At 57.4% G+C, this 18,453-nt stretch carries 16 protein-coding genes and 1 pseudogene; 11 read left to right on the top strand and 6 right to left on the bottom strand.

All coding sequences use genetic code 11. The annotated features are described in order from the left end of the window. Nucleotides 1-166 precede the first annotated feature (166 nt). The gene (locus COMA2_RS07185; protein WP_090895944.1) at nt 167-1,147 is read right to left on the bottom strand and encodes an AraC family transcriptional regulator; all 981 of its coding nucleotides are present in this window, start codon (nt 1,145-1,147) and stop codon (nt 167-169) included. 192 nt (nt 1,148-1,339) lie between these two features. On the opposite strand from COMA2_RS07185, the gene COMA2_RS07180 reads away from it, so the two are divergent. From COMA2_RS07180 to sigZ, 9 genes are all read left to right on the top strand, one after another. Beyond that, nucleotides 1,340-2,161 (top strand): class I SAM-dependent methyltransferase, encoded by an 822-nt coding sequence (locus tag COMA2_RS07180; protein WP_090895942.1) that lies wholly within the window; start codon nt 1,340-1,342, stop codon nt 2,159-2,161. 23 nt (nt 2,162-2,184) lie between these two features. Then, a complete protein-coding gene (locus COMA2_RS07175) occupies nt 2,185-2,535 on the top strand; it encodes a carboxymuconolactone decarboxylase family protein (RefSeq protein WP_090895941.1) in 351 nt (116 codons plus the stop codon). 93 nt (nt 2,536-2,628) lie between these two features. Further along, nucleotides 2,629-4,320: a tetratricopeptide repeat protein gene (locus tag COMA2_RS07170; RefSeq protein WP_217490660.1), complete on the top strand. Its 1,692-nt coding sequence runs from the start codon at nt 2,629-2,631 to the stop codon at nt 4,318-4,320. A 243-nt stretch (nt 4,321-4,563) separates the two neighbouring features. Continuing rightward, the gene (locus COMA2_RS07165; RefSeq protein WP_245630920.1) at nt 4,564-5,418 is read left to right on the top strand and encodes an aldo/keto reductase family protein; all 855 of its coding nucleotides are present in this window, start codon (nt 4,564-4,566) and stop codon (nt 5,416-5,418) included. A gap of 5 nt (nt 5,419-5,423) precedes the next feature. Continuing rightward, nucleotides 5,424-5,849, top strand: coding sequence for a DUF488 domain-containing protein (locus tag COMA2_RS07160; RefSeq protein WP_090895939.1), 426 nt, complete (start codon nt 5,424-5,426; stop codon nt 5,847-5,849). Next, nucleotides 5,846-6,244: a hypothetical protein gene (locus tag COMA2_RS07155; RefSeq protein ID WP_139077164.1), complete on the top strand. Its 399-nt coding sequence runs from the start codon at nt 5,846-5,848 to the stop codon at nt 6,242-6,244. The genes COMA2_RS07160 and COMA2_RS07155 overlap by 4 nt, the downstream gene beginning before the upstream one ends. Nucleotides 6,245-6,326: 82 nt before the next feature. After that, complete coding sequence (locus COMA2_RS07150) at nt 6,327-6,905, top strand: DNA-3-methyladenine glycosylase I (RefSeq protein ID WP_090896090.1); 579 nt, start codon at nt 6,327-6,329, stop codon at nt 6,903-6,905. Nucleotides 6,906-7,089: 184 nt separating this feature from the next. Next, nucleotides 7,090-7,617: an ArsI/CadI family heavy metal resistance metalloenzyme gene (locus COMA2_RS07145; RefSeq protein WP_090895938.1), complete on the top strand. Its 528-nt coding sequence runs from the start codon at nt 7,090-7,092 to the stop codon at nt 7,615-7,617. Next, entirely contained in the window at nt 7,577-8,197 is a 621-nt protein-coding gene (gene sigZ / locus COMA2_RS07140; protein WP_175304448.1) for an RNA polymerase sigma factor SigZ, read from the top strand. Before COMA2_RS07145 ends, sigZ begins: the two co-directional genes overlap by 41 nt. 66 nt (nt 8,198-8,263) lie before the next feature. Here sigZ and COMA2_RS07135 read toward each other — a convergent pair whose 3' ends face one another. After that, entirely contained in the window at nt 8,264-9,898 is a 1,635-nt protein-coding gene (locus COMA2_RS07135; protein ID WP_090895934.1) for a peroxidase family protein, read from the bottom strand. Between the two features lie 321 nt (nt 9,899-10,219). Here COMA2_RS07135 and COMA2_RS07130 point away from each other — a divergent pair, with 321 nt between their 5' ends. Continuing rightward, on the top strand, nt 10,220-11,479 hold the full coding sequence (locus tag COMA2_RS07130) for a TIGR03862 family flavoprotein (RefSeq protein ID WP_090895932.1): 1,260 nt from the start codon (nt 10,220-10,222) through the stop codon (nt 11,477-11,479). Between the two features lie 8 nt (nt 11,480-11,487). On the opposite strand, the gene COMA2_RS07125 is transcribed toward COMA2_RS07130, so the two are convergent. Continuing rightward, complete coding sequence (locus COMA2_RS07125) at nt 11,488-12,210, bottom strand: hypothetical protein (protein ID WP_090895930.1); 723 nt, start codon at nt 12,208-12,210, stop codon at nt 11,488-11,490. A 193-nt stretch (nt 12,211-12,403) separates the two neighbouring features. Here COMA2_RS07125 and COMA2_RS07120 point away from each other — a divergent pair, with 193 nt between their 5' ends. Beyond that, nucleotides 12,404-12,991: a hypothetical protein gene (locus COMA2_RS07120; RefSeq protein ID WP_139077162.1), complete on the top strand. Its 588-nt coding sequence runs from the start codon at nt 12,404-12,406 to the stop codon at nt 12,989-12,991. A gap of 6 nt (nt 12,992-12,997) precedes the next feature. On the opposite strand, the gene COMA2_RS07115 is transcribed toward COMA2_RS07120, so the two are convergent. The 3 genes and pseudogenes from COMA2_RS07115 to COMA2_RS20105 all read right to left on the bottom strand — a co-directional run. Next, nucleotides 12,998-13,969 (bottom strand): acetyl-CoA carboxylase carboxyltransferase subunit alpha, encoded by a 972-nt coding sequence (locus tag COMA2_RS07115; RefSeq protein WP_090895927.1) that lies wholly within the window; start codon nt 13,967-13,969, stop codon nt 12,998-13,000. A 48-nt stretch (nt 13,970-14,017) separates the two neighbouring features. After that, the gene (dnaE, locus tag COMA2_RS07110; protein WP_090895925.1) at nt 14,018-17,482 is read right to left on the bottom strand and encodes a DNA polymerase III subunit alpha; all 3,465 of its coding nucleotides are present in this window, start codon (nt 17,480-17,482) and stop codon (nt 14,018-14,020) included. Nucleotides 17,483-17,567: 85 nt separating this feature from the next. Further along, nucleotides 17,568-18,453, bottom strand: a pseudogene (locus tag COMA2_RS20105) (hypothetical protein); the annotation flags it as partial.

The following is an 18,453-nucleotide window of genomic DNA, read 5'->3' as shown; positions in this document are numbered from 1 at the left end:
CGACCTGCGGTATGAAGCCCTACGTCGCTGCGCTGTTTCTTTTAGTCTCTGATAGGCCGCAGACAGACTCGGTTGATGCCCACAATCTCATGCAGCGTTCTTACTTCAGCGGTAGTTGAGTCGGAGCTTGGGTTCAGGGTGCCTCGCTCGGGTTTCATCCCTTTCTCTATCCATTCTTACGCTGAGCGAGTCTCGTCTGGTTGCGGAACCGAGCGGGTGGGATTCCCAACTCTCTCTTGAAGGCACGATTGAAGGACGGTTCCGACTCATATCCCACCTCGCCGGCCACTTCGGCCACACTTTTGGAGCTGGACGTCAAGACTTGAGCGGCGAGCTGCAGTCTCCAGCGAGTCAGGTACCCCATCGGTGTATCGGAAAGATAATGCCGAAATCGCTCGGCCAATACTGAACGTGAGAGACCGACTTCGTTAGCCAGCGAAGCGATCGTCCAGGGCTGTGATGGCTGCTTGTGCAAGAGCGCAAGCGCCTTCCCGACGTCCGGATCACGTACACCGGCGAGCCATCCGGTCTGAGAGGGCGGCAGTTGGGCGATGTACTGTCGCAACGTTTCCACGAACAACACTTCGGACAACTTGGCGATGACGGCGGCGCCGCCTGGGCCGGAGGCCTCAGCGTGATCGATGGAATAGCGAAGGGTGTCTTCCAACCATTGTCCTGACGAGCTGTCACGGATATGGACCTTGACGATCGGGGGGAGTCCGGCGAGGAAGACCTGGCTGAGTTGCGGGTCGCAGGTCAGGTAGCCGCAGATCAGCTTGGTGAGTTCTCCCCCACCTCCGGAATGGGAAATGATATGTCCTTCGGTCAGCACCTGCCGCAGTTGCTCCGCGCTGTCGATCGGCGTGACGAAAGGGCCGTTGCCCATAAAGTGCGCATCGCCATGCGCAAGGATGACGATATCACCGGCTTCAAGGGGTACTGCCCGGCCATCCTCTTCGAGGCGAACGTAGCCTCGTCCTTCGGTGACCAGGTGAAAGATAATGACGTGCTTCGGACGGGTGGGGAGAAACGATGCCAACGTGCTCGCGTCAGGCTCGCGTGCGCACCACGGTGATGAGAATTCGCCGTTGAAGAACACGGCGCCGTCCAGTTTAACGGCTTTCAGGACTTCAGAGAGCACATCCATATCGATTCCCAGAGGCGGAAAAAGAACGCGTGAGCTAATCCGGGCGGACGCTCGGATAAACGAAGGCGCAGCTTAGCATGCCGATGATAAGAGAGCCAGACGGACGGCAAAGACGCGCTTGGGGGCATCGGCTAAGGTGGGTGCAGACAGGAGGCGAACTGACGCAACTATCGATTATCGAGGAGGGAGATTATGACAATCAGTACAATGACAGCGGAAGAAAGTGGCATGAAGACTCGTCTCAAGGCGATGTGGTCGGCCGGCAACTACGATCGGTTCTCGCGCTCCATGGAAGCCGGGGCTCGTGAGTTCTATGACCGACTCGTACTGGCGCCTGGATCGAGACTGCTGGACGTCGGGTGCGGGTCCGGCCAACTGGCGCTCATGGCCGCGCGGGATGGGCTCGATGTCGTTGGTGTGGACATCGCGGAGAATTGGATCGAGCGGGCACAGGTTCGAGCTAAGGCTGAAAAGCTGCAGGCGCGGTTCGAACAAGCCGACGCCGAAACGCTGCCGTTCGAAATCGGAACGTTCGACGCAGTAGTAAGTCTGATCGGCGCCATGTTCGCCCCGCGGCCTCAGCTGGTTGCCCAAGAATTGCTCCGTGTCTGCGTGCCGGGCGGCATCATCGCCATGGCCAATTGGACGCCGCAGGGATTCGTCGGGCAGAAGTTCAAGACTGTGTCGAAGTTCATTGCACCGTCCGGCATGCCGTCGCCGGTCCTGTGGGGTGATGAGTTGACGGTGCGTGAGCGGCTTAGCCACGGACTCTCGGAACTTAGCCTCACGAAGCGGCAGTACCTTTTCAGCTACCCTTTTCCACCGTCGGAGGTGGTGGAATTCTTTCGGCTCTACTATGGACCGACTCATCAGGCATTTGCCTCGCTCGACGAGCTCGGCCGCAGCCGACTGCGTCAAGAACTTGAAGCCTTGTGGTCTGCCCATAATCGGGCTGATGGCGAGAGTACAGCGGTCTATGCCGAGTATCTGGAAGTGATCGGAATCCGCCTCTAACACAGTTATTAAAGGAGTCTGACATGACACAGCCGAATGCAGTCAATGATCAACGGGAAACGGGTTTGTACGAGTTGAGCAATGTGAGCAGGCTGAAGTTGCTGGCCACTCATGCGCCGGAAGCCATGAAAGCATTCGTGGCCTTCGATAAAGCGGCGCTGGCCGAGGGCGCGATACCGGGAAAATACAAGGAGCTTATCGCACTGGGTGTCGCTTTCACGACGCAGTGTCCGTACTGTATCGACATCCATGCCAACAAGGCACGTGAATGGGGGGCTTCCGATCAGGAAATTGCGGAGTGCGTTCTGGTCGCGGCGGCGTTGCGGGCGGGTGGGGCGGTTACACATGGCACCCATGCGCTGAAGGGAATCTAGGAGAGTTAATCAGTTGGACTTTGCACTCATATATCCAGATATCCAGCAGATGATGGACCTATTTCACGATTCGAAACTTACAAGGAGGTTGTCATGAAACTATTAGGATCGCTCGCGTTGACTGGACGGCGGCACGCCATGATGTCCGCCCATATCATCGGATTCACCACGGCTGTTTTGCTGGCCTGTGCCGCTCCCAGCTCGGGCACAGAGTTGCCGGAAACGCCCACGCCGCCGAGGACCCTTTCTGACACGGTCCCCCTCTACACGGACCTTGGCTCCCACCACAAACGCATCTCCACGCGAGTCCCGGCCACACAGCAGTACTTCGATCAGGGTCTGCGACTCGTCTACGGATTCAATCACGCGGAAGCGATCCGCTCGTTCACTCGTGCCGCAGAGCTCGATCCCACCTGTGCCATGTGCTACTGGGGGATCGCGCTCGCCTATGGGCCGCATGTCAACGCCCCCATGGACTCGGCAAGTGGAATCGCCGCCTACACGGCGGTTCAAAAAGCGCTGGCGCTCAAGTCTCACGCCGCGGCGCCTGAGCGCGCGTACATCGAGGCGCTCGCGCAGCGCTACGAGGCGGACCCACCAGCCGACCGTGTCCGCTTGGACACGGCGTATTCGCGCGCGATGGGGCAGGTCGCCAAGACATACCCCAAGGATCTCGACGCCGCGACCCTGTATGCCGAGTCGCTGATGGACCTCCGCCCCTGGAACTACTGGCAACCCAACGGTACTCCCTACCCCGGCACCAAGGAAATCGTACGCCAGCTCGAAAGTGTCATCTCTCGCAATCCCAATCACCCCGGCGCGTGTCATTACTACATCCACGCCGTCGAAGCGGTGAACCCGAAGGCTGCAGTGCCATGTGCCGAACGGCTTGCTCAGCTTATGCCGGGCGAGGGACACATGGTCCACATGCCCGCGCACATCTTCATCCGCGTCGGACGATGGAACGATGCTGTGCAGGCCAACCACCACGCCATCCACACCGACGAGGTATTCATCGAAGGGCAGCGCCCGATGGGCGTCTATCCGCTCGCGTACTACCCGCACAACATCCACTTCCTCGCCTTCGCTTCCACGATGGCGGGGCGCAGTGCCCAGGCGATCGAGGCGGCCGATACACTCACTACCAAGGTGAACCTCGACGCCGCGCGCCAGGTCGGGATGCTGCAGGAAATGCTGCCATACCATGCGCTCACGCTCACAACATTCGGGAAATGGGACGAGGTGCTTGCCGCACCACTTCCACCGGAGGACATCCGCTTCTCATACGCCATGGCCTACTATGCCCGGGGCGTGGCGCATGCAGCCAAGGGAGAGTGGGAGGAAGCGCAAGCCGCGCTCGACACGGTGACGGCGGCCGATGCCGCGACGCCCGAAGGTGCTGAAGGCAAGACCTCGCTCTCGATCGCCGTACACGCGCTGTCCGGGGAGATCGCGATTCGACGCGGCGACCTCGACGCAGGTATCAACCACTTCCGAGAGGCGGCCAAGATCGAGGACGGGGGACTCTATTTTGAACCGCCCAAGTGGTACTACCCGATTCGGCACTCACTCGGCGCCGCGCTGTTGAAAGCGGGACAAAATGCCGAGGCTGAGAAGGTGTATCGCGAAGACCTCCGTCGCTTCCCTGAGAACGGCTGGTCTCTGTTTGGGCTCGCGCAGACACTCCGGGCGCAGGGGAAGAAAAATGAGGCGGCCGCTGCGGAAGCGCGCTTCCACCGTGCGTGGGCAGGCACGGACGTGACGCTGACGGCATCGAGATTTTGACGGATAGAGAGCGAAAGAAAGGGAAGGGGAAGCCTTGCGTCGGTTCGGCGTAGGCCTTCCACCCCCTTGCTATGCCCCTGCGTGTTCGAAAAACAATAGAGCGAGATTCTCAGTCTTAGCGTTTCCCATTGGAATCAAGAAGTTGGGCCGACTCTATCATGCTGCGGTGCCCATAGGGTCATCACATTCCATCAATTCTCACGTTGAGACCGCCGGCGTGAACCAGATATGGTAGGAGAATTCATGGGAGATGCTCCAATGTCATTGACCACGTACAATCATGTGTCCATTCCCTCCTTCATGTACGGCACGGCCTGGAAGAAAGTGGCCACGACCGGACTGGTACTGCAAGCGGTTGAAGCTGGGTTCACCGCGATCGATACGGCCAATCAACTCGTCCATTACGACGAGGCACGGGTGGGAGAAGCGCTTGTGCAACTCGCGAAACAGGGCATCACCCGCGACAAGCTGTTTCTGCAAACGAAGTTCACATCTGTCAACGGCCAGGACCATCGTCTGCCGTATGATGCGAGCGCGGCTATCACCATGCAGGTACGGCAATCTTTCGCCGGCTCTCTCACGCATCTCCATACGGACTATCTCGACTCGTATGTACTGCATGGCCCCTATTCACGACGAGGCTTAGGGGCTGATGATTGGGAGGTCTGGGCCGCGATTGAGTCTCTCTATGACGCGGGCAAGACGAAGATCATCGGGGTGAGCAATGTCTCGGCTGAACAACTGACCTTGCTCTGCATGAAAGCCAAACACAAGCCGATGGTGGTGCAGAACCGCTGCTACGCGGCGTTCGGGTGGGATGCAGAGGTGCGGGAGGTCTGCCGAGCCAACCAGATCATATACCAGGGGTTCTCACTCCTCACCGCCAATTCCGGGATCTTTGCCGAACCTGCCTTGCAGGCTCTGGCGGCCAAATATCGGACCGGCCTGGCCCAAATCGTGTTCCGCTTTGCCCAACAGGTCGGCATGCTGCCCTTGACCGGCACGACGAATCCTCAGCACATGAAAGAAGACCTGCAAGCAGATCGTTTCACCTTGCTCTCGGAGGAAATCCGACAGATCGAAACCATCGGCCTGTAGTGACTATGGGTAAGGTCCTCGTCAAGCGTGTCTATGAACCGGCGGCCAAGGCCGATGGCTTCCGCGTCCTGGTTGATAGGCTCTGGCCGCGGGGCTTGTCGAAAGAGGACGCGCATATCGATCTTTGGCTTCGCGATATCGGCCCTTCGACAGCTCTCCGCAAATGGTTCAACCACGATCCTGGCCGGTGGTCGGAATTTCAACACCGTTACCACGCCGAACTGAAAAAGAAGACGGCACTCATCTCAACGATCAAAGCACGGGCCAAGACCGACCCTGTGACGCTCCTTTATTCTGCCAAGGACGAACAACACAACCAGGCCGTCGCGCTTCAGAGCTATCTAGTGAAACAAATCGCTTCACGCAAACCCGCCTCAAGAAGGAAGAAAACAATCCCCACGATCGAAAAGAAAAAGACAGATAAATCATGAAACCTATTGTTCAATTGGAACGGACTGGTTGCGGCATTGCTGCTGTGGCAGCCATAGCCGGTGTGTCCTATCGGCAGGCCCAACAGGCCGCCAATCGACTCTGCATCTTTGCGACGGATCGTCGCCTCTGGTCCAAGACAGCTCATGTACGCCGCCTTCTTCGGAAATATCGGTTACGCCCAGCTTCGACAGAGCGGCCCTTTCATTCATGGAACAATCTACCCGATCTGGCGTTGCTTGCCATCAAGTGGCATCGTGAACAAGGTCAATCATGCTGGCACTGGGTGGTATTCGTGCGGGACGGATCGAAAGAGCGGATCTTTGATTCAAACCGATCGCTCAAGCATCCTGTAAGGACTGATTTCGGGAGAATGAAGCCGAGAAGTGGTATATAGCAGTGGCAAAGGAGCAATAAAACGAAGATCCGTTACTCTCACCTCTATGTCAGCTGCCATAGAGTCTACGGAAGGCTGGGCGATGTCTATTCAGAAAAAATCACTGACTCGGTGCTCCTGGGCCGGTGATAAACCGCACATGATTCAGTATCACGATCGGGAGTGGGGGAGACCAGTGCATGACGATCGTCGGCTTTTTGAAATGCTGCTACTCGAAGGGGCGCAGGCCGGTTTGACTTGGGACACCATTTTAAAGCGCCGCGAGGGCTATCGAAAGGCTTTTGCTGGGTTTGATCCTACTAAAGTTGCCAAGTTCACAGCCAACAAACAGAAACAATTATTAAACGATCCCGGCATTATCCGCAATCGGTTGAAGATCGATGCGGCGGTGACGAATGCGCAGGCTTTTCTCGCGGTGCAGGGAGAATTCGGATGTTTCGATCGATATGTCTGGCGATTTGTCGGTGGAAAGCCAAAGCTGAATCGCCGGCGAACGATGGCCGATGTGCCGGCCACAAGCCCGGAGAGTGATGCGCTCTCAAAAGATCTCAAGACACGCGGGTTCCGTTTCGTAGGAAGCACCATCACGTATGCCTTCATGCAGGCGGTTGGTATGGTAGACGACCATCTCAACGGCTGCTTCGCCAAGACGCGGGCGTAAGCCAAGTAATCAAATAGGCACTCTAATTAACGTGGCCGCTCCCCTAAGCCATTTCTACCGACTCGCCTTTGTCTCACGATAGCCAGTTACGCTTTCCCTTTTCAACGGTGCGTCCTTTTCAGGGCTTCTCCGTCTATAGAGATGAGTGCGAAATGACCCGCCACTCTATAAGAAGGAGGTTCCCATGCGTCCCCATATTTCTCTCGATGTCCATGATGTGTCCAAATCGGTGACGTTCTATAAAAAGGTATTTGGCGTGAAGCCGCAAAAGCAGGTGGCCGACTATGCCAAGTTTGACTTAATGAAACCGGCGCTGAACTTTTCGCTGGTGTCGTCCACCGGGGAGGTGAGCTCCGTGGGTCACTTGGGAGTTGAGGTCGAGACAGTCGAAGAAATCGCTGAGTGGAAGGCCCGGTTGCAATATGAAGGCATACTTGAGCGAGTCGAGGACAACATAGCCTGTTGCTTTGCCCGACAGGATAAACTCTGGTTTACTGATCCTGACGGCAATGCTTGGGAGATCTTTACCATTCATGAGCAATTAGAGGTCACCGGACCACTCGGTCAAACAGGCTGCTGTCTGCCCAAGAAGGCAGGTGCTTCTGAGCCGGCCCTTGCAGCATCTGAGCTGGAGCAGTACCGTATGGATGCCGGTGGAGAAAGAAACTGTCATGACGAAGACGACGGAAGAACTCTGGCAACTCGTGCATGATGGTCTCCGTGCTTTTATCGCCAAGCGGGTGAACGATCACGGGCATGTCGATGATATTCTGCAAGAGGTGTTTGCGCGGGCCCATCGGCAGATGGACTCGGTCAACGATCCGTGCCGGTTGGTCTCATGGATCTATCAAATCACGCGAAACGCGATCATCGATCATTATCGGAAACCAGAAAGACTGCGAGAGGTCCCGGCTGGGTTGAGCTCAAAACTTGAAGTATTGAACGACGGTTCGAGAATCCTTGAAACGACCGGCGGTGCTGCGGAGCTTCGCGCGGAACTCGCCGGTTGTCTTCGCCCCATGATCGAACGATTGCCGCGGGACTATCGCGAAGCGATCATCCTCGTGGAGCTCAAGGGGCTGACTCAACAGGCCGCGGCCAAACAGATGGGCATTTCCCTGTCCGGCATGAAATCCAGGGTGCAACGAGGGCGAGCGCGGCTCAAACAGATGCTTGATGATTGCTGTTTGATCGAACTGGATCGCCGGGGAGGCGTGATCGACTATCAATCTCGTACGGAAGGTGATTCCTGCCTGAATCCGAAGCGATCCGGCACACCGGCAGTATCGTGACAATACATCATCCTTCGAGGGGCGCCCCCCATTCCGAGGGCGCCCCTCAATGTCCCCATCGTGGGATTAGTTCAGCGGAGGAACGACACCGGCGAAGTTCAGTAAATCAGTAATCTCGAAATCGCCTGCTTTTGCGGACGGCAAGGTCGGTTTCCAGTTCCGGTTTGCCGACAGGTAGGAGTCTCTGTCGGCTCTTAATAAGCCGATGAACACTTCGCCGACAATGCGACTTCCCACAGGTCCCAATCGGCGTCCGTTCTCGAAGACTTCCGCCTCCTTCAGGATGTAATACCAGAGCGGGGTACTCTTCTCCATGCCGAAGGGCGCCAATTCCGCGAGTTGTGCCGGACTCAGGACTCGGGCATTCATCACGCGCGCGATAGCTTGCCCCGAGGGGATACCGAAATTGACATGCCGCATGAGATTACGAGAAGCCAGCGACTGGATGCCGTCCGATGGCATGCCGGGCGCCGGTCCACGCGATCCGAGGAGATGCATCAACGGAGTGGAGAGCTTGGTGTCGATTTTTTTGTTGGGACGCACGTTCCCATCCCCAAAATCGAAGAAGGTTTGCCAGTCGACGAAGCGACGGGCTGCGCGTTTTCCGCCTCGCATGTCATTGGGGTCCGGATCATTGGGATCGGCGGAGTCATCGAAGACGAAGGCGAAGAACTCGTTGCCCGGAGCCGCCCCGAAGTTGACCCGGTAACTGGGCCTCACCTGGGAATGCCCGAACCGATAGGCTGCCACGGCGAACTCGACCGGAATCAACGGTTCACGAATCGCGTTCCTCAATAACCCGTCCTCATTGCGATCGGTGACGTTGTAGAAACGGGTCCCGTTACGAAGAATATCATTGACTCGCTCTTGCCCGATGGTCATCGGCAGGAATTCGTTGACGATGATCCACTGATAATGCCAGCGCACTTGACGTTGAGCTTCGTTGAAGACGTCCTTGTCGGAACGGTTGGCGAACGTCGGATCTTTGAGGATACGATCGGTCACGGCATTATGAAACTTCAGCATGGCCAGATGAAATTGGCTGAGCAGCACATTTTCATCATTCCGGCTGTCTGCAATGATCGCGTTGTCGTTGGCGTCACGCGGCAGATCGAATCGCGCCGCGCCTTTTCGGGAGACGGCTTCCGACCCGGGGATGGCTTCGACCTTGAATTTGATATTGCCGCCGCCGGTGTCATACAGTTCAGGCGATCGGTCGGGTCCGTTGCCATACAGGCTGTCGAGATCAAATTCAGCGGTGCGAAAGTTGGTCGTTCGTCTCGGATTGGTTTGTTCAAGGATCGGGGCTTTCAACGCGAGCGTGAGGTCATGGTCCAGGAACTGTCCGAAGAACGTCACGCCTGCCGTCATATCGGCATTATCGGCGTTGTTCGGACTGTGGACCGCGGGATTGAGAATCGACTCCTTTGGGTCAGTGAGCAGATCCTGGGCGTCAATGATTCCTTCTTTGACGCCCAGCCTTTTCGCCTGTTCTCGCGCCTCATCGGTCTGAGGCGCATAGGGTGGCAATCCTGGAAACATGCGACTAAACGAATCGTCCGGATGACGAGGGGCATGAGGCCTGGTCACATGCAGGTTGTTTCTTTTTGATAGGTCGTCGGCTGCGACGGCTTGTTCCAGGGTACCGGACAGCAAGCCCGCTAAGCCGAGCGCAACGCAATATATCGCTCGAACACGCATCGTACTCCTCCTACATTGAGAATGAACAACAAAACATCCATCCTATGACGGTCATGAAGCAACCTTCCTCACTACGACGGCCATCGCTGTTGCAGTGTTCCCATGTCAGCAAGAGTCGGGCCGACGTATATGACATGAAAATCGGCCCAAAGCCCCCAAAACGAGACGCGCGGTATCGCTCTGATTGTATTTCCTGTAGTAATACGAGAACGGAGGAATAATCCTGCGAAGGAAGTCTCCTACGTCCCAAATCTCTCGCGAATACACAGCGTGTTACTTACGTAGAGTATTCGTTGTCTCCGGCTGAGAGGCTCGATCTCAATGGTCGTTATCATTGGTGGTGGTCCTGCCGGGCTCATGGCGGCCGAAGCGGCTGTATCCGCAGACGAGACAGTCGAGCTATACGATGCCATGCCGTCCGTGGGGCGAAAGCTTCTGCTGGCAGGAAAAGGCGGGTTGAATCTCACGCATTCAGAGCCGATGGAGCCGTTTCTTTCGCGCTATGACACTCGCCGGGCACTCCTCGAACCGGCGATCAGATCATTCTCTCCGGCGGCTCTGCGGGCTTGGGCTCGTGAGCTGGGTGTGGAGACGTTCGTCGGTACGTCCGGACGAATCTTTCCCACTGATCTGAAAGCGGCCCCGCTCTTGCGCGCATGGTTGCGTCGGTTGCGACAAGCCGGTGTACGATTCCATATCAGACATCGATGGCGCGGATGGGATGAAGAGGGCAGGGTGCGGTTCACCACTCCACAAGGATTGGTTCGCGCTCATGCCGACGCTGTGGTCTTGGCGTTGGGCGGGGGCAGTTGGCCGCACCTCGGTTCCGACGCCGCATGGATTCATATTTTGGCTGAACGGAAGATCTCGATCGCTCCGCTGAAGCCGGCCAATTGTGGATTTGACGCACGGTGGAGTGACCACTTTCGGTCAAAGTTCGCCGGATATCCGGTGAAGACGATCGAAGTCACCGCGGAGACCGTGGACGGGATCGTGATCCGTCAACGGGGAGACTGTGTCGTCACGGAGACCGGTGTGGAAGGAGGCGTGATCTATACGGTCTCACGTCATGTCCGGGATGCGATCGCCATGGAAGGAACGGCCACTCTGCGGCTCGATCTCGTCCCGGATCGATCGCTGCGGCAACTCGCGCATGATCTTTCGAAGCCGCGTGGAAAACGGACGATGGCAACCCATCTCAAACGGTGTGCCGGTGTCGCGGGAGTCAAGGCCGGTCTCTTGCGCGAGGCCGTATCCAACGAAGCGTTGGCGGATCCCATTCGCTTGGCCGCTGCCATCAAATCCCTCCCGCTCACACTCATGGCGCCTCGACCACTGGCGGAAGCCATCAGCACGGCCGGCGGTGTCTCGTTCAACGCTCTCGACGGCAACTTGATGCTGCGATCATTGCCTGGAGTGTTTTGCGCAGGGGAAATGATGGATTGGGAGGCGCCGACCGGAGGCTATTTACTCACGGCATGTCTGGCGACCGGGCGCTTCGCCGGACAGGCAGCAGCGCGGTGGAGCAGGGCCTATGGCGCACAACGAGCCACAGATAGCATCCTCAAAGAAGAGTCGTAGAGACGGCATTAGCTGAAGAGCCAGTTCCAAAATGTGGCCAACCAGCCGATGATCATGCTGATCCACGAGTCACGTGTTGCAGATGGGTCGACAGTGACAGTGGGGGAAGGGACCGATGGGGCTGTAGACGGAACACTTGGCGGCGCAGGCGTTGACTCGGTCATGTGTGGTGGTGTGGTCTCCTGAAGAGACGGAGCTAAGGGTTCGGAAAGTTCAGCTGCTTCGGTGGTGAGGGGTCGGGACGCGCTTGGCGTCTCCGCACCCGACGTCACCATCACCGGCGCTTGAGTCATCTCCAGGTCTTGTTTGTACTGAGCGACCTTGGTTCGCAGGGAAACGCTCTCTTGCCGAATATCCACGATCTTACGCGCCAGTTGCCAACTCTGATTCATCAAGGTCGCCACCTGTGTCTTCATCAACGCGAGCGTGTCCTCCGCTCGCTGTCTCATAAACGGCAGCTGTTCTTCTTCTCGCTGAATCAAGGCCCGCAGTTCAGACATGGCGGCATCTTCACGTCGGTTCGAAGCCTGTAGTGCCGCGATCTCCTGGTCCAGCTCCCTGACGTCTCCGCGTACCGCTTCCAAGGCTTGGCTCTGTTCCACCGTCTCCGCCTTGACTCGTTCGTAGGTGCGCCGACTGACACAGCCGACCTCCAAGAACACAACCATGGCGAGCACACAGAACACAACCCGTTGAACGGCCAAGGACATGGTGCCGGTAGGAGGTGTCATAGTTGGTGCCTCATAGGTTAGCCAAACCAAAACCCGTGCGAACGGGTTTGCAGTCGGTCCGGTGAGTAGCTACGCGTAAGATGTACACAGTTGATGGGGATCCGTCAACCCTGCTCACCCTCTCTGTAGGGGGGCGCTTGGATAACCAGTCGGAGTATGCGTACTATGGGCCATGATGTCGTCTGATGCGGCCATGTCCATTCGGCTCCCCCCGGAGTGTGAGACCGCTCTCTTGGAACGTTTTCTCAAGGCCGAGGCCATGGCGCTGTGGACAGTACGGTCAGCGCGTTTACAAGAGGTGCCTCCCAACGTCTATGCGTTTCTCCGAAAACACGAGGAGGATGAGCGGCAACATCTGGCACAATTTGAAACCATGATCGGCCGTCAGCCTCGTGAACGAGAACGGCTGCCGTCCGTGCCGCGGCAATGGCCGGCGCTGGCCGTTCAACTGTATGGGTATGAGTCACTGGGACTTGAATTCGCAACGTTACTCGTCATGTTACGGCCGGACTTGGCCTCGATCCGCGAAGACGAACTGGTTCATGTGGATTTCTTCGAGCGCGAGATTCTCCGCCTTCTCAAGGGAGAGGCCGCCGCGGCCGAACAAGCCCGGGTCTCCGCGCGCGCGTGGTGGAGGAAATTGCCGAAAACCGTCGACCGCTACCTTGCGGCGGCGGCGCTCGATCCCCACCGGCAGGCGCTGGCGGAGCGGATTCTGACCGCGCTCGAACGGCGATTTCGCGCAACAGGACTGTTTCAGGGGGAAGATGGGCGGCGATAACGTTGGTCAGGCATGCTCGGGAAGCAGGCCGGCGACTGCTCCCATCTTTCGATATTTCTGCTCTCGCCGCGCAAGCAGTTGTTCGACGGGCAAATCAAGCAGGTCAAATAGTTGGTTGGTCAGCGCCTTTCCGACCAGGTCGCAGACGGCTCGCGGCTCGCGATGAGCGCCGCCCAGCGGTTCGGGAACGATCGTGTCGATCACGCCGAGCTTGAACAGGTCGTTCGCGGTCATTTTCAATGCGGAGGCGGCATCGGGAATCTTTTCCGGATTGTCCCAGAGAATTGCGGCACAGCCCTCAGGCGAAATGACCGAATAGACCGAATGTTCCAGCATCATGACGTGGTCGGCGACGCCGAGAGCCAAGGCCCCCCCGCTCCCCCCCTCGCCGATGACCACGGCAATGATGGGCACGGACAAGCGGGACATGACAAACAAATTTCTGGCAATGGCTTCAGCTTGTCCACGCTCTTCGGCGCCGATACCGGGATAGGCGCCGGGCGTATCGATAAAGGTCAGGATCGGGCGGTTGAACTTTTCCGCCATCTTCATGAGACGAAGGGCCTTTCGATACCCTTCGGGGTTGGGCATGCCGAAGTTCCGTTGCATGCGCTCTTTGAGGGTTTTGCCTTTTTGATGACCGATAATCATCACCGGTCGATCGTTGAATCGGGCAAATCCTCCCACGATGGCCCGATCGTCTCCAAACAGGCGGTCGCCGTGCAGCTCGAGAAAATCTCGTGTCAACTCATTGATATAGTCCAGCGTGCTGGGGCGTTGAGGGTGGCGGGCCAGCTGCGTTCGCTGCCAGGGGGTCAGGTTTTTGTAAAGCTCATGCTCCACTTGCGCCAGTTTGGTGCGCAGCTTCCGAATGTCGTTCTGTGAGGACGACTTGCCGCCGGTGGCCGCAGCGGATAGCTTTTCGATCTTCTCTTCGATCTCACGAATCGGCTTTTCAAATTCAAGATAGTCGCGCATAGTCCCAATTCCCTAGAACAGTCAGCCAGGCGGCCCCGATGAAGATCCCTAGGATAGCAAAGAGAGAGCCCCTTTGCCTAGCACTTCCTCAACCTCCGACATAAAGTGATCACTGGGAGAAACGGTCAGGTTGGGGAGGGGATTGGTTTCAGCTTCCCAGTTTGCGTCGGTCCGAAACAACATGGAGATCGTGGTGTTGCCGGGATGTCGCAGGAAGACGTCACGCAATCGAGGCAATTGCTGGGAGACCTCCGGGCGATCCATGAGGCTGATGCGGATGCGCTTGATCGCCTGCGCCTGCACCTCGGCCAGCGGTTCGATCTTGCTGCCACGGATTTTGGTGCCTTTGTCGCCGCGATCGATCGTGCCCGTGATACGAACGATCCGTTCCGGCGCGATCAGTTCGCCGGCCGTCCTGAACAAATCGGGGAACACAATCACCTCCGTGGTCCCATGCAAGTCTTCCACTGTGAGGTAGGCCATCCGATCGCCCTTTTTTGTCAGCATCGACTTGACCGCGGCGATGATGCCGCAGATCTTCACCTCGCCGCCGTCCCCGCAGTCTTTCAATCCCACGGTCGTCGTGGTCGACAAGGCGCTCAGCGTCGCTTCGTAGCGGGTGAGGGGATGGGCGGAAATGTAGAACCCCGTCAGCTCTCGTTCGTACTTCAACCGTTGCGCTTGATCCCATTCCGCGATCGAAGGCAGCGGGGAATTCGGCAAGGCCGTTGCGGTGGCGTGGCCGTTCAACTCCTCGCCGAAAATGCTGATCTGTCCGAGATCGCGTTCACGCTGCGCCGCGGCGCCCTCCTCCACGGCTTGATCGAGCACCGCCATGAGTTGCGAGCGCTTGGCGCCGGTGGAATCGAAGGCGCCGGCCTTAATAAGGCCTTCCAACATCCGCTTGTTCGCCTTGTGAAGATCCACCCGCCGACAGAAATCAAAGAACGACCCGAAGGGACCGGTCCGTGTTCGCACGTCCAGTACCGATTCCACCGCGCCCTCTCCGACGTTCTTGATGGCCGCCAAGCCAAACCGGATGGCGCCGCCGGCGACGGCGAAGTGTGTTTGACTCGCATTCACATCAGGCCCCAGCACTTTAATGCCAAGATCCCGACATTCGGTGAAATACCCGACCAGCTTATCTTGATTGCCCATGTCGGTCGTCATCAGGGCCGCCATGAATTCGGTCGGGTAGTGGGCTTTTAAGTAGCCTGTCTGATAACACACAACGGCATAGGCGGCCGCATGCGACTTATTGAAGCCATATCCGGCGAATTTTTGAATCAGTTCATACAGCTTGTCCGCTTTTTTCTCCGGAATATTCTTGTGTTTCGCGCCGTCCAGAAACTTGACGCGCAGCTTTTCCATCTCTTCCGGTTTCTTTTTGCCCATCGCGCGACGAAGGATATCGGCTTGGCCCAGCGAGAAACCGGCCATCTTGTTGGCGATCGCCATGACTTGTTCTTGGTAGACGATCACACCATAGGTATCCTTGAGGATGGGCTCCAGTTCCGGCAACTCATAGGTGATGGGCACTTTGCCCTGCTTTCGCTTGATGAAGTCAGGAATGAGGTCCATCGGTCCGGGGCGATACAGCGCGATAATGGCGATGATGTCTTCGAACCGGTCCGGTTTCAGCCCGGTGAGCAGATCGCGCATGCCGGAGCTTTCCAGCTGGAACAGCCCGGTGGTTTTTCCGGAGCTCAGAAGGGCAAAGGTGGCTGGGTCGTCGAACGGCACCTGATCGATCACGAGCGGCGGCGCATCGGGATGCGTTTCATTGATCAAGGTCTCGGCGCGTCGAATCATCGTGAGCGTCTTCAGGCCGAGGAAATCGAACTTGACCAGCCCGATTTTCTCGACGTCTCCCATCGAGTACTGGGTCACGATTTCATCGTTGGCGCCTTTATAGAGCGGCACGTGGTCGGTGAGCGGTCCTTCGGAGATCACGACGCCGGCCGCATGGGTCGAAGCATGTCGGGCCAGGCCTTCGAGCGATTGCGCGTTCGCCATCAGCTCCTTGACCTTGGGGTCCGTGTCCATCAGCTCACGCAAGCGAGGCTCGGTTTCCACGGCCTGTTGCAACGTGATATTCAATTGATTGGGAATGAGCTTGGCCACCTTGTCGGCATCCGCGTACGACATCTCCAGCACGCGGCCCACATCGCGGATCGCCGCCTTGGCGCCGAGTGTCCCGAATGTGATGATCTGCGCGACATGATCGGTGCCGTACTTCTCCACCACATAGTTGATCACTTCCCCGCGCCGGTCCATGCAGAAATCCATATCGATATCGGGAAGCGAGACGCGTTCAGGATTCAAGAACCGCTCGAACAACAGGGTGTAGACGAGCGGGTCAAGGTCGGTAATGCGCAGGGCATAGGCCACGAGACTGCCGGCGGCGGAACCACGCCCCGGCCCTACCGGAATTCCCTTCGATCGAGCGAAACGGATAATGTCCCAGACAATGAGAAAGTAGCCGGCAAATCCCATCGAACAGATCACCATCAATTCTTCTCGGAGACGCTGATCGTAGACGGCGGACGCGACCCGGCTGGGCCGTTCTTTTAATCGTTCCTTCAGCCCGGCGAGCGCGAGATGTTCCAGATAGGACTCCCGGTCCTTGAACCCTTCCGGAATTCGGTATTGTGGAAGATAGGTCTTGTTCAACGGGAGATCGAGCTCGCAATGGTCCGCAATGCGGCAGGTGTTCGTCACAGCGCCTGGAAATTCCGCGAACGCCGGAGCGATTTCTTCCGTCGATTTGACATACAGCTCATCCGTGTCGAATTTCATCCTGTTCGGGTCGCTCACCGTCTTGCCGGTCTGCAGGCACAACATCAATTCATGCGGCCGCGAGTCCTCCTTTTTCAGATAGTGGCAATCGTTGGTGCCGGCCAACGGGATCCCGAGTTTCTTATGGATCTCCATGAGGCCGGCGTTGGCGATGCGCTGATGATCGAGTCCGTTCGCCTGCACCTCGAGATAGAACTGATCCTTCCCGAAAATTTCCTGAAATTCACCGGCCACCGTCATGGCGCCGGCCATGTCGTTTTGGCCGATCAAGTAGGGAATTTCGCCGCTCAAACAGCCGGAAAGGGCGATGATACCCTCGTGATGTAACTTTAGTAATTCCTTATCAATCCGTGGTTTATAGTAAAACCCTTCGAGGTATCCTTTACTCACGAGCTTGATGAGATTCTGATAGCCGGCAAGGTTTCTCGCGAGGAGGATCAAGTGGTAGTAATCGTTATGCGCGAGCCCACTGTCCTTCTTGGCATGTCGGCTTCCTAAGGCCATATAGGCTTCACAACCAATGATTGGCTTGACGCCCACCTCTTTGGCTTTGCGATAAAACTCGACCGCGCCGAACATATTGCCATGGTCGGTCATGGCTACCGCCGGCTGATCGAAGGATTTGATCCGCCGAACCAGCGGCTCGATCTGATTTGCGCCGTCGAGGAGACTGAACTGAGTGTGGAGATGAAGGTGCACGAACGATGAAGCCATGGCGGAGGATTCTATGGAGATGGGGAAGGGAAGTCAAACGGCGTAAGGGATGGCGAGGGAGGCGCTTGACGGAGTGAACGAATTACTAGAGCCGTTCCCCGTACTTTCGGTAGTGTTGCTCCTTGGCGTCGGCGATCCATTTGTCCCGTTTAATGCGCTCAGGATCGGTCTCGAGTTTCTTGGCGATCTTCTCGATATCTTCCGGTTTCCAACGAGCAATTTGGATGAATGTGTAGGTGCCCATCTTATTGAGGGTCTGCGCAAATACCGGCCCGATCCCATTGATCTTTTTCAGGTCGTCCTTCTGAGCGTCCTTACCCACCCTGGATGATCCTTCTTGGAAACTCAGCTTGGCTTTCTGCGGACGAGCTTGAGGAGACCCCACGGTTGCCGGAACTGATTTCGTGCGAAGGGCCACGCGCAGGTCTCTGAGGCGTTGCTGCAAGCGATCGATGTGCTCATCTTTCTCCGGAATACTCCGCACCTCGTTGACGAGAGCGTGACGCTCTGCTTGGAGCGCATGCAGCTCACGGTGGAGACTCGCCAGCTGCTCATCTCGTTCATGCAGACGTTGCTCGATGAGCAGGTGTTGCGCGCGGAGTTGTTCCTGTGCGGCGCGGTGCTCTAGGAGCTTGGACCTTTCATCTTCAAGTTCTTCTACGGTGCGCGCATGAGCTCTCTCCCATTCTTTGATCTCCGATTGTTTTTCATGAAGGCGGTGGGTGGCCGGCACAAGTTCTTCGATTCGTTGATCGCGTTCTGTGAGGGCCTGTTCCAGCTGCTGGATCACGCTGCGGTGGGTGGCTTCCCGATCACTCAGTTCGACCTCCAGCTGACGGATGCGGTCGTGCACCGTCTCGAGCTTCTCCAAACGGGCGCGGAGTTGCTCGCGGTCCGCGAGGCCTTCGTTCAGTTGAGCGATGTGCTCGCGCTGCGCCCGGACTTCCTGCTCCAGCACCGCGCGGGCCTGG

The organism is Candidatus Nitrospira nitrificans (assembly GCF_001458775.1).
Lineage (GTDB): Bacteria > Nitrospirota > Nitrospiria > Nitrospirales > Nitrospiraceae > Nitrospira_D > Nitrospira_D nitrificans.
Note: the sequence above shows the minus strand (reverse complement) of the source record. Positions and strands in the feature narration are given on the sequence as shown.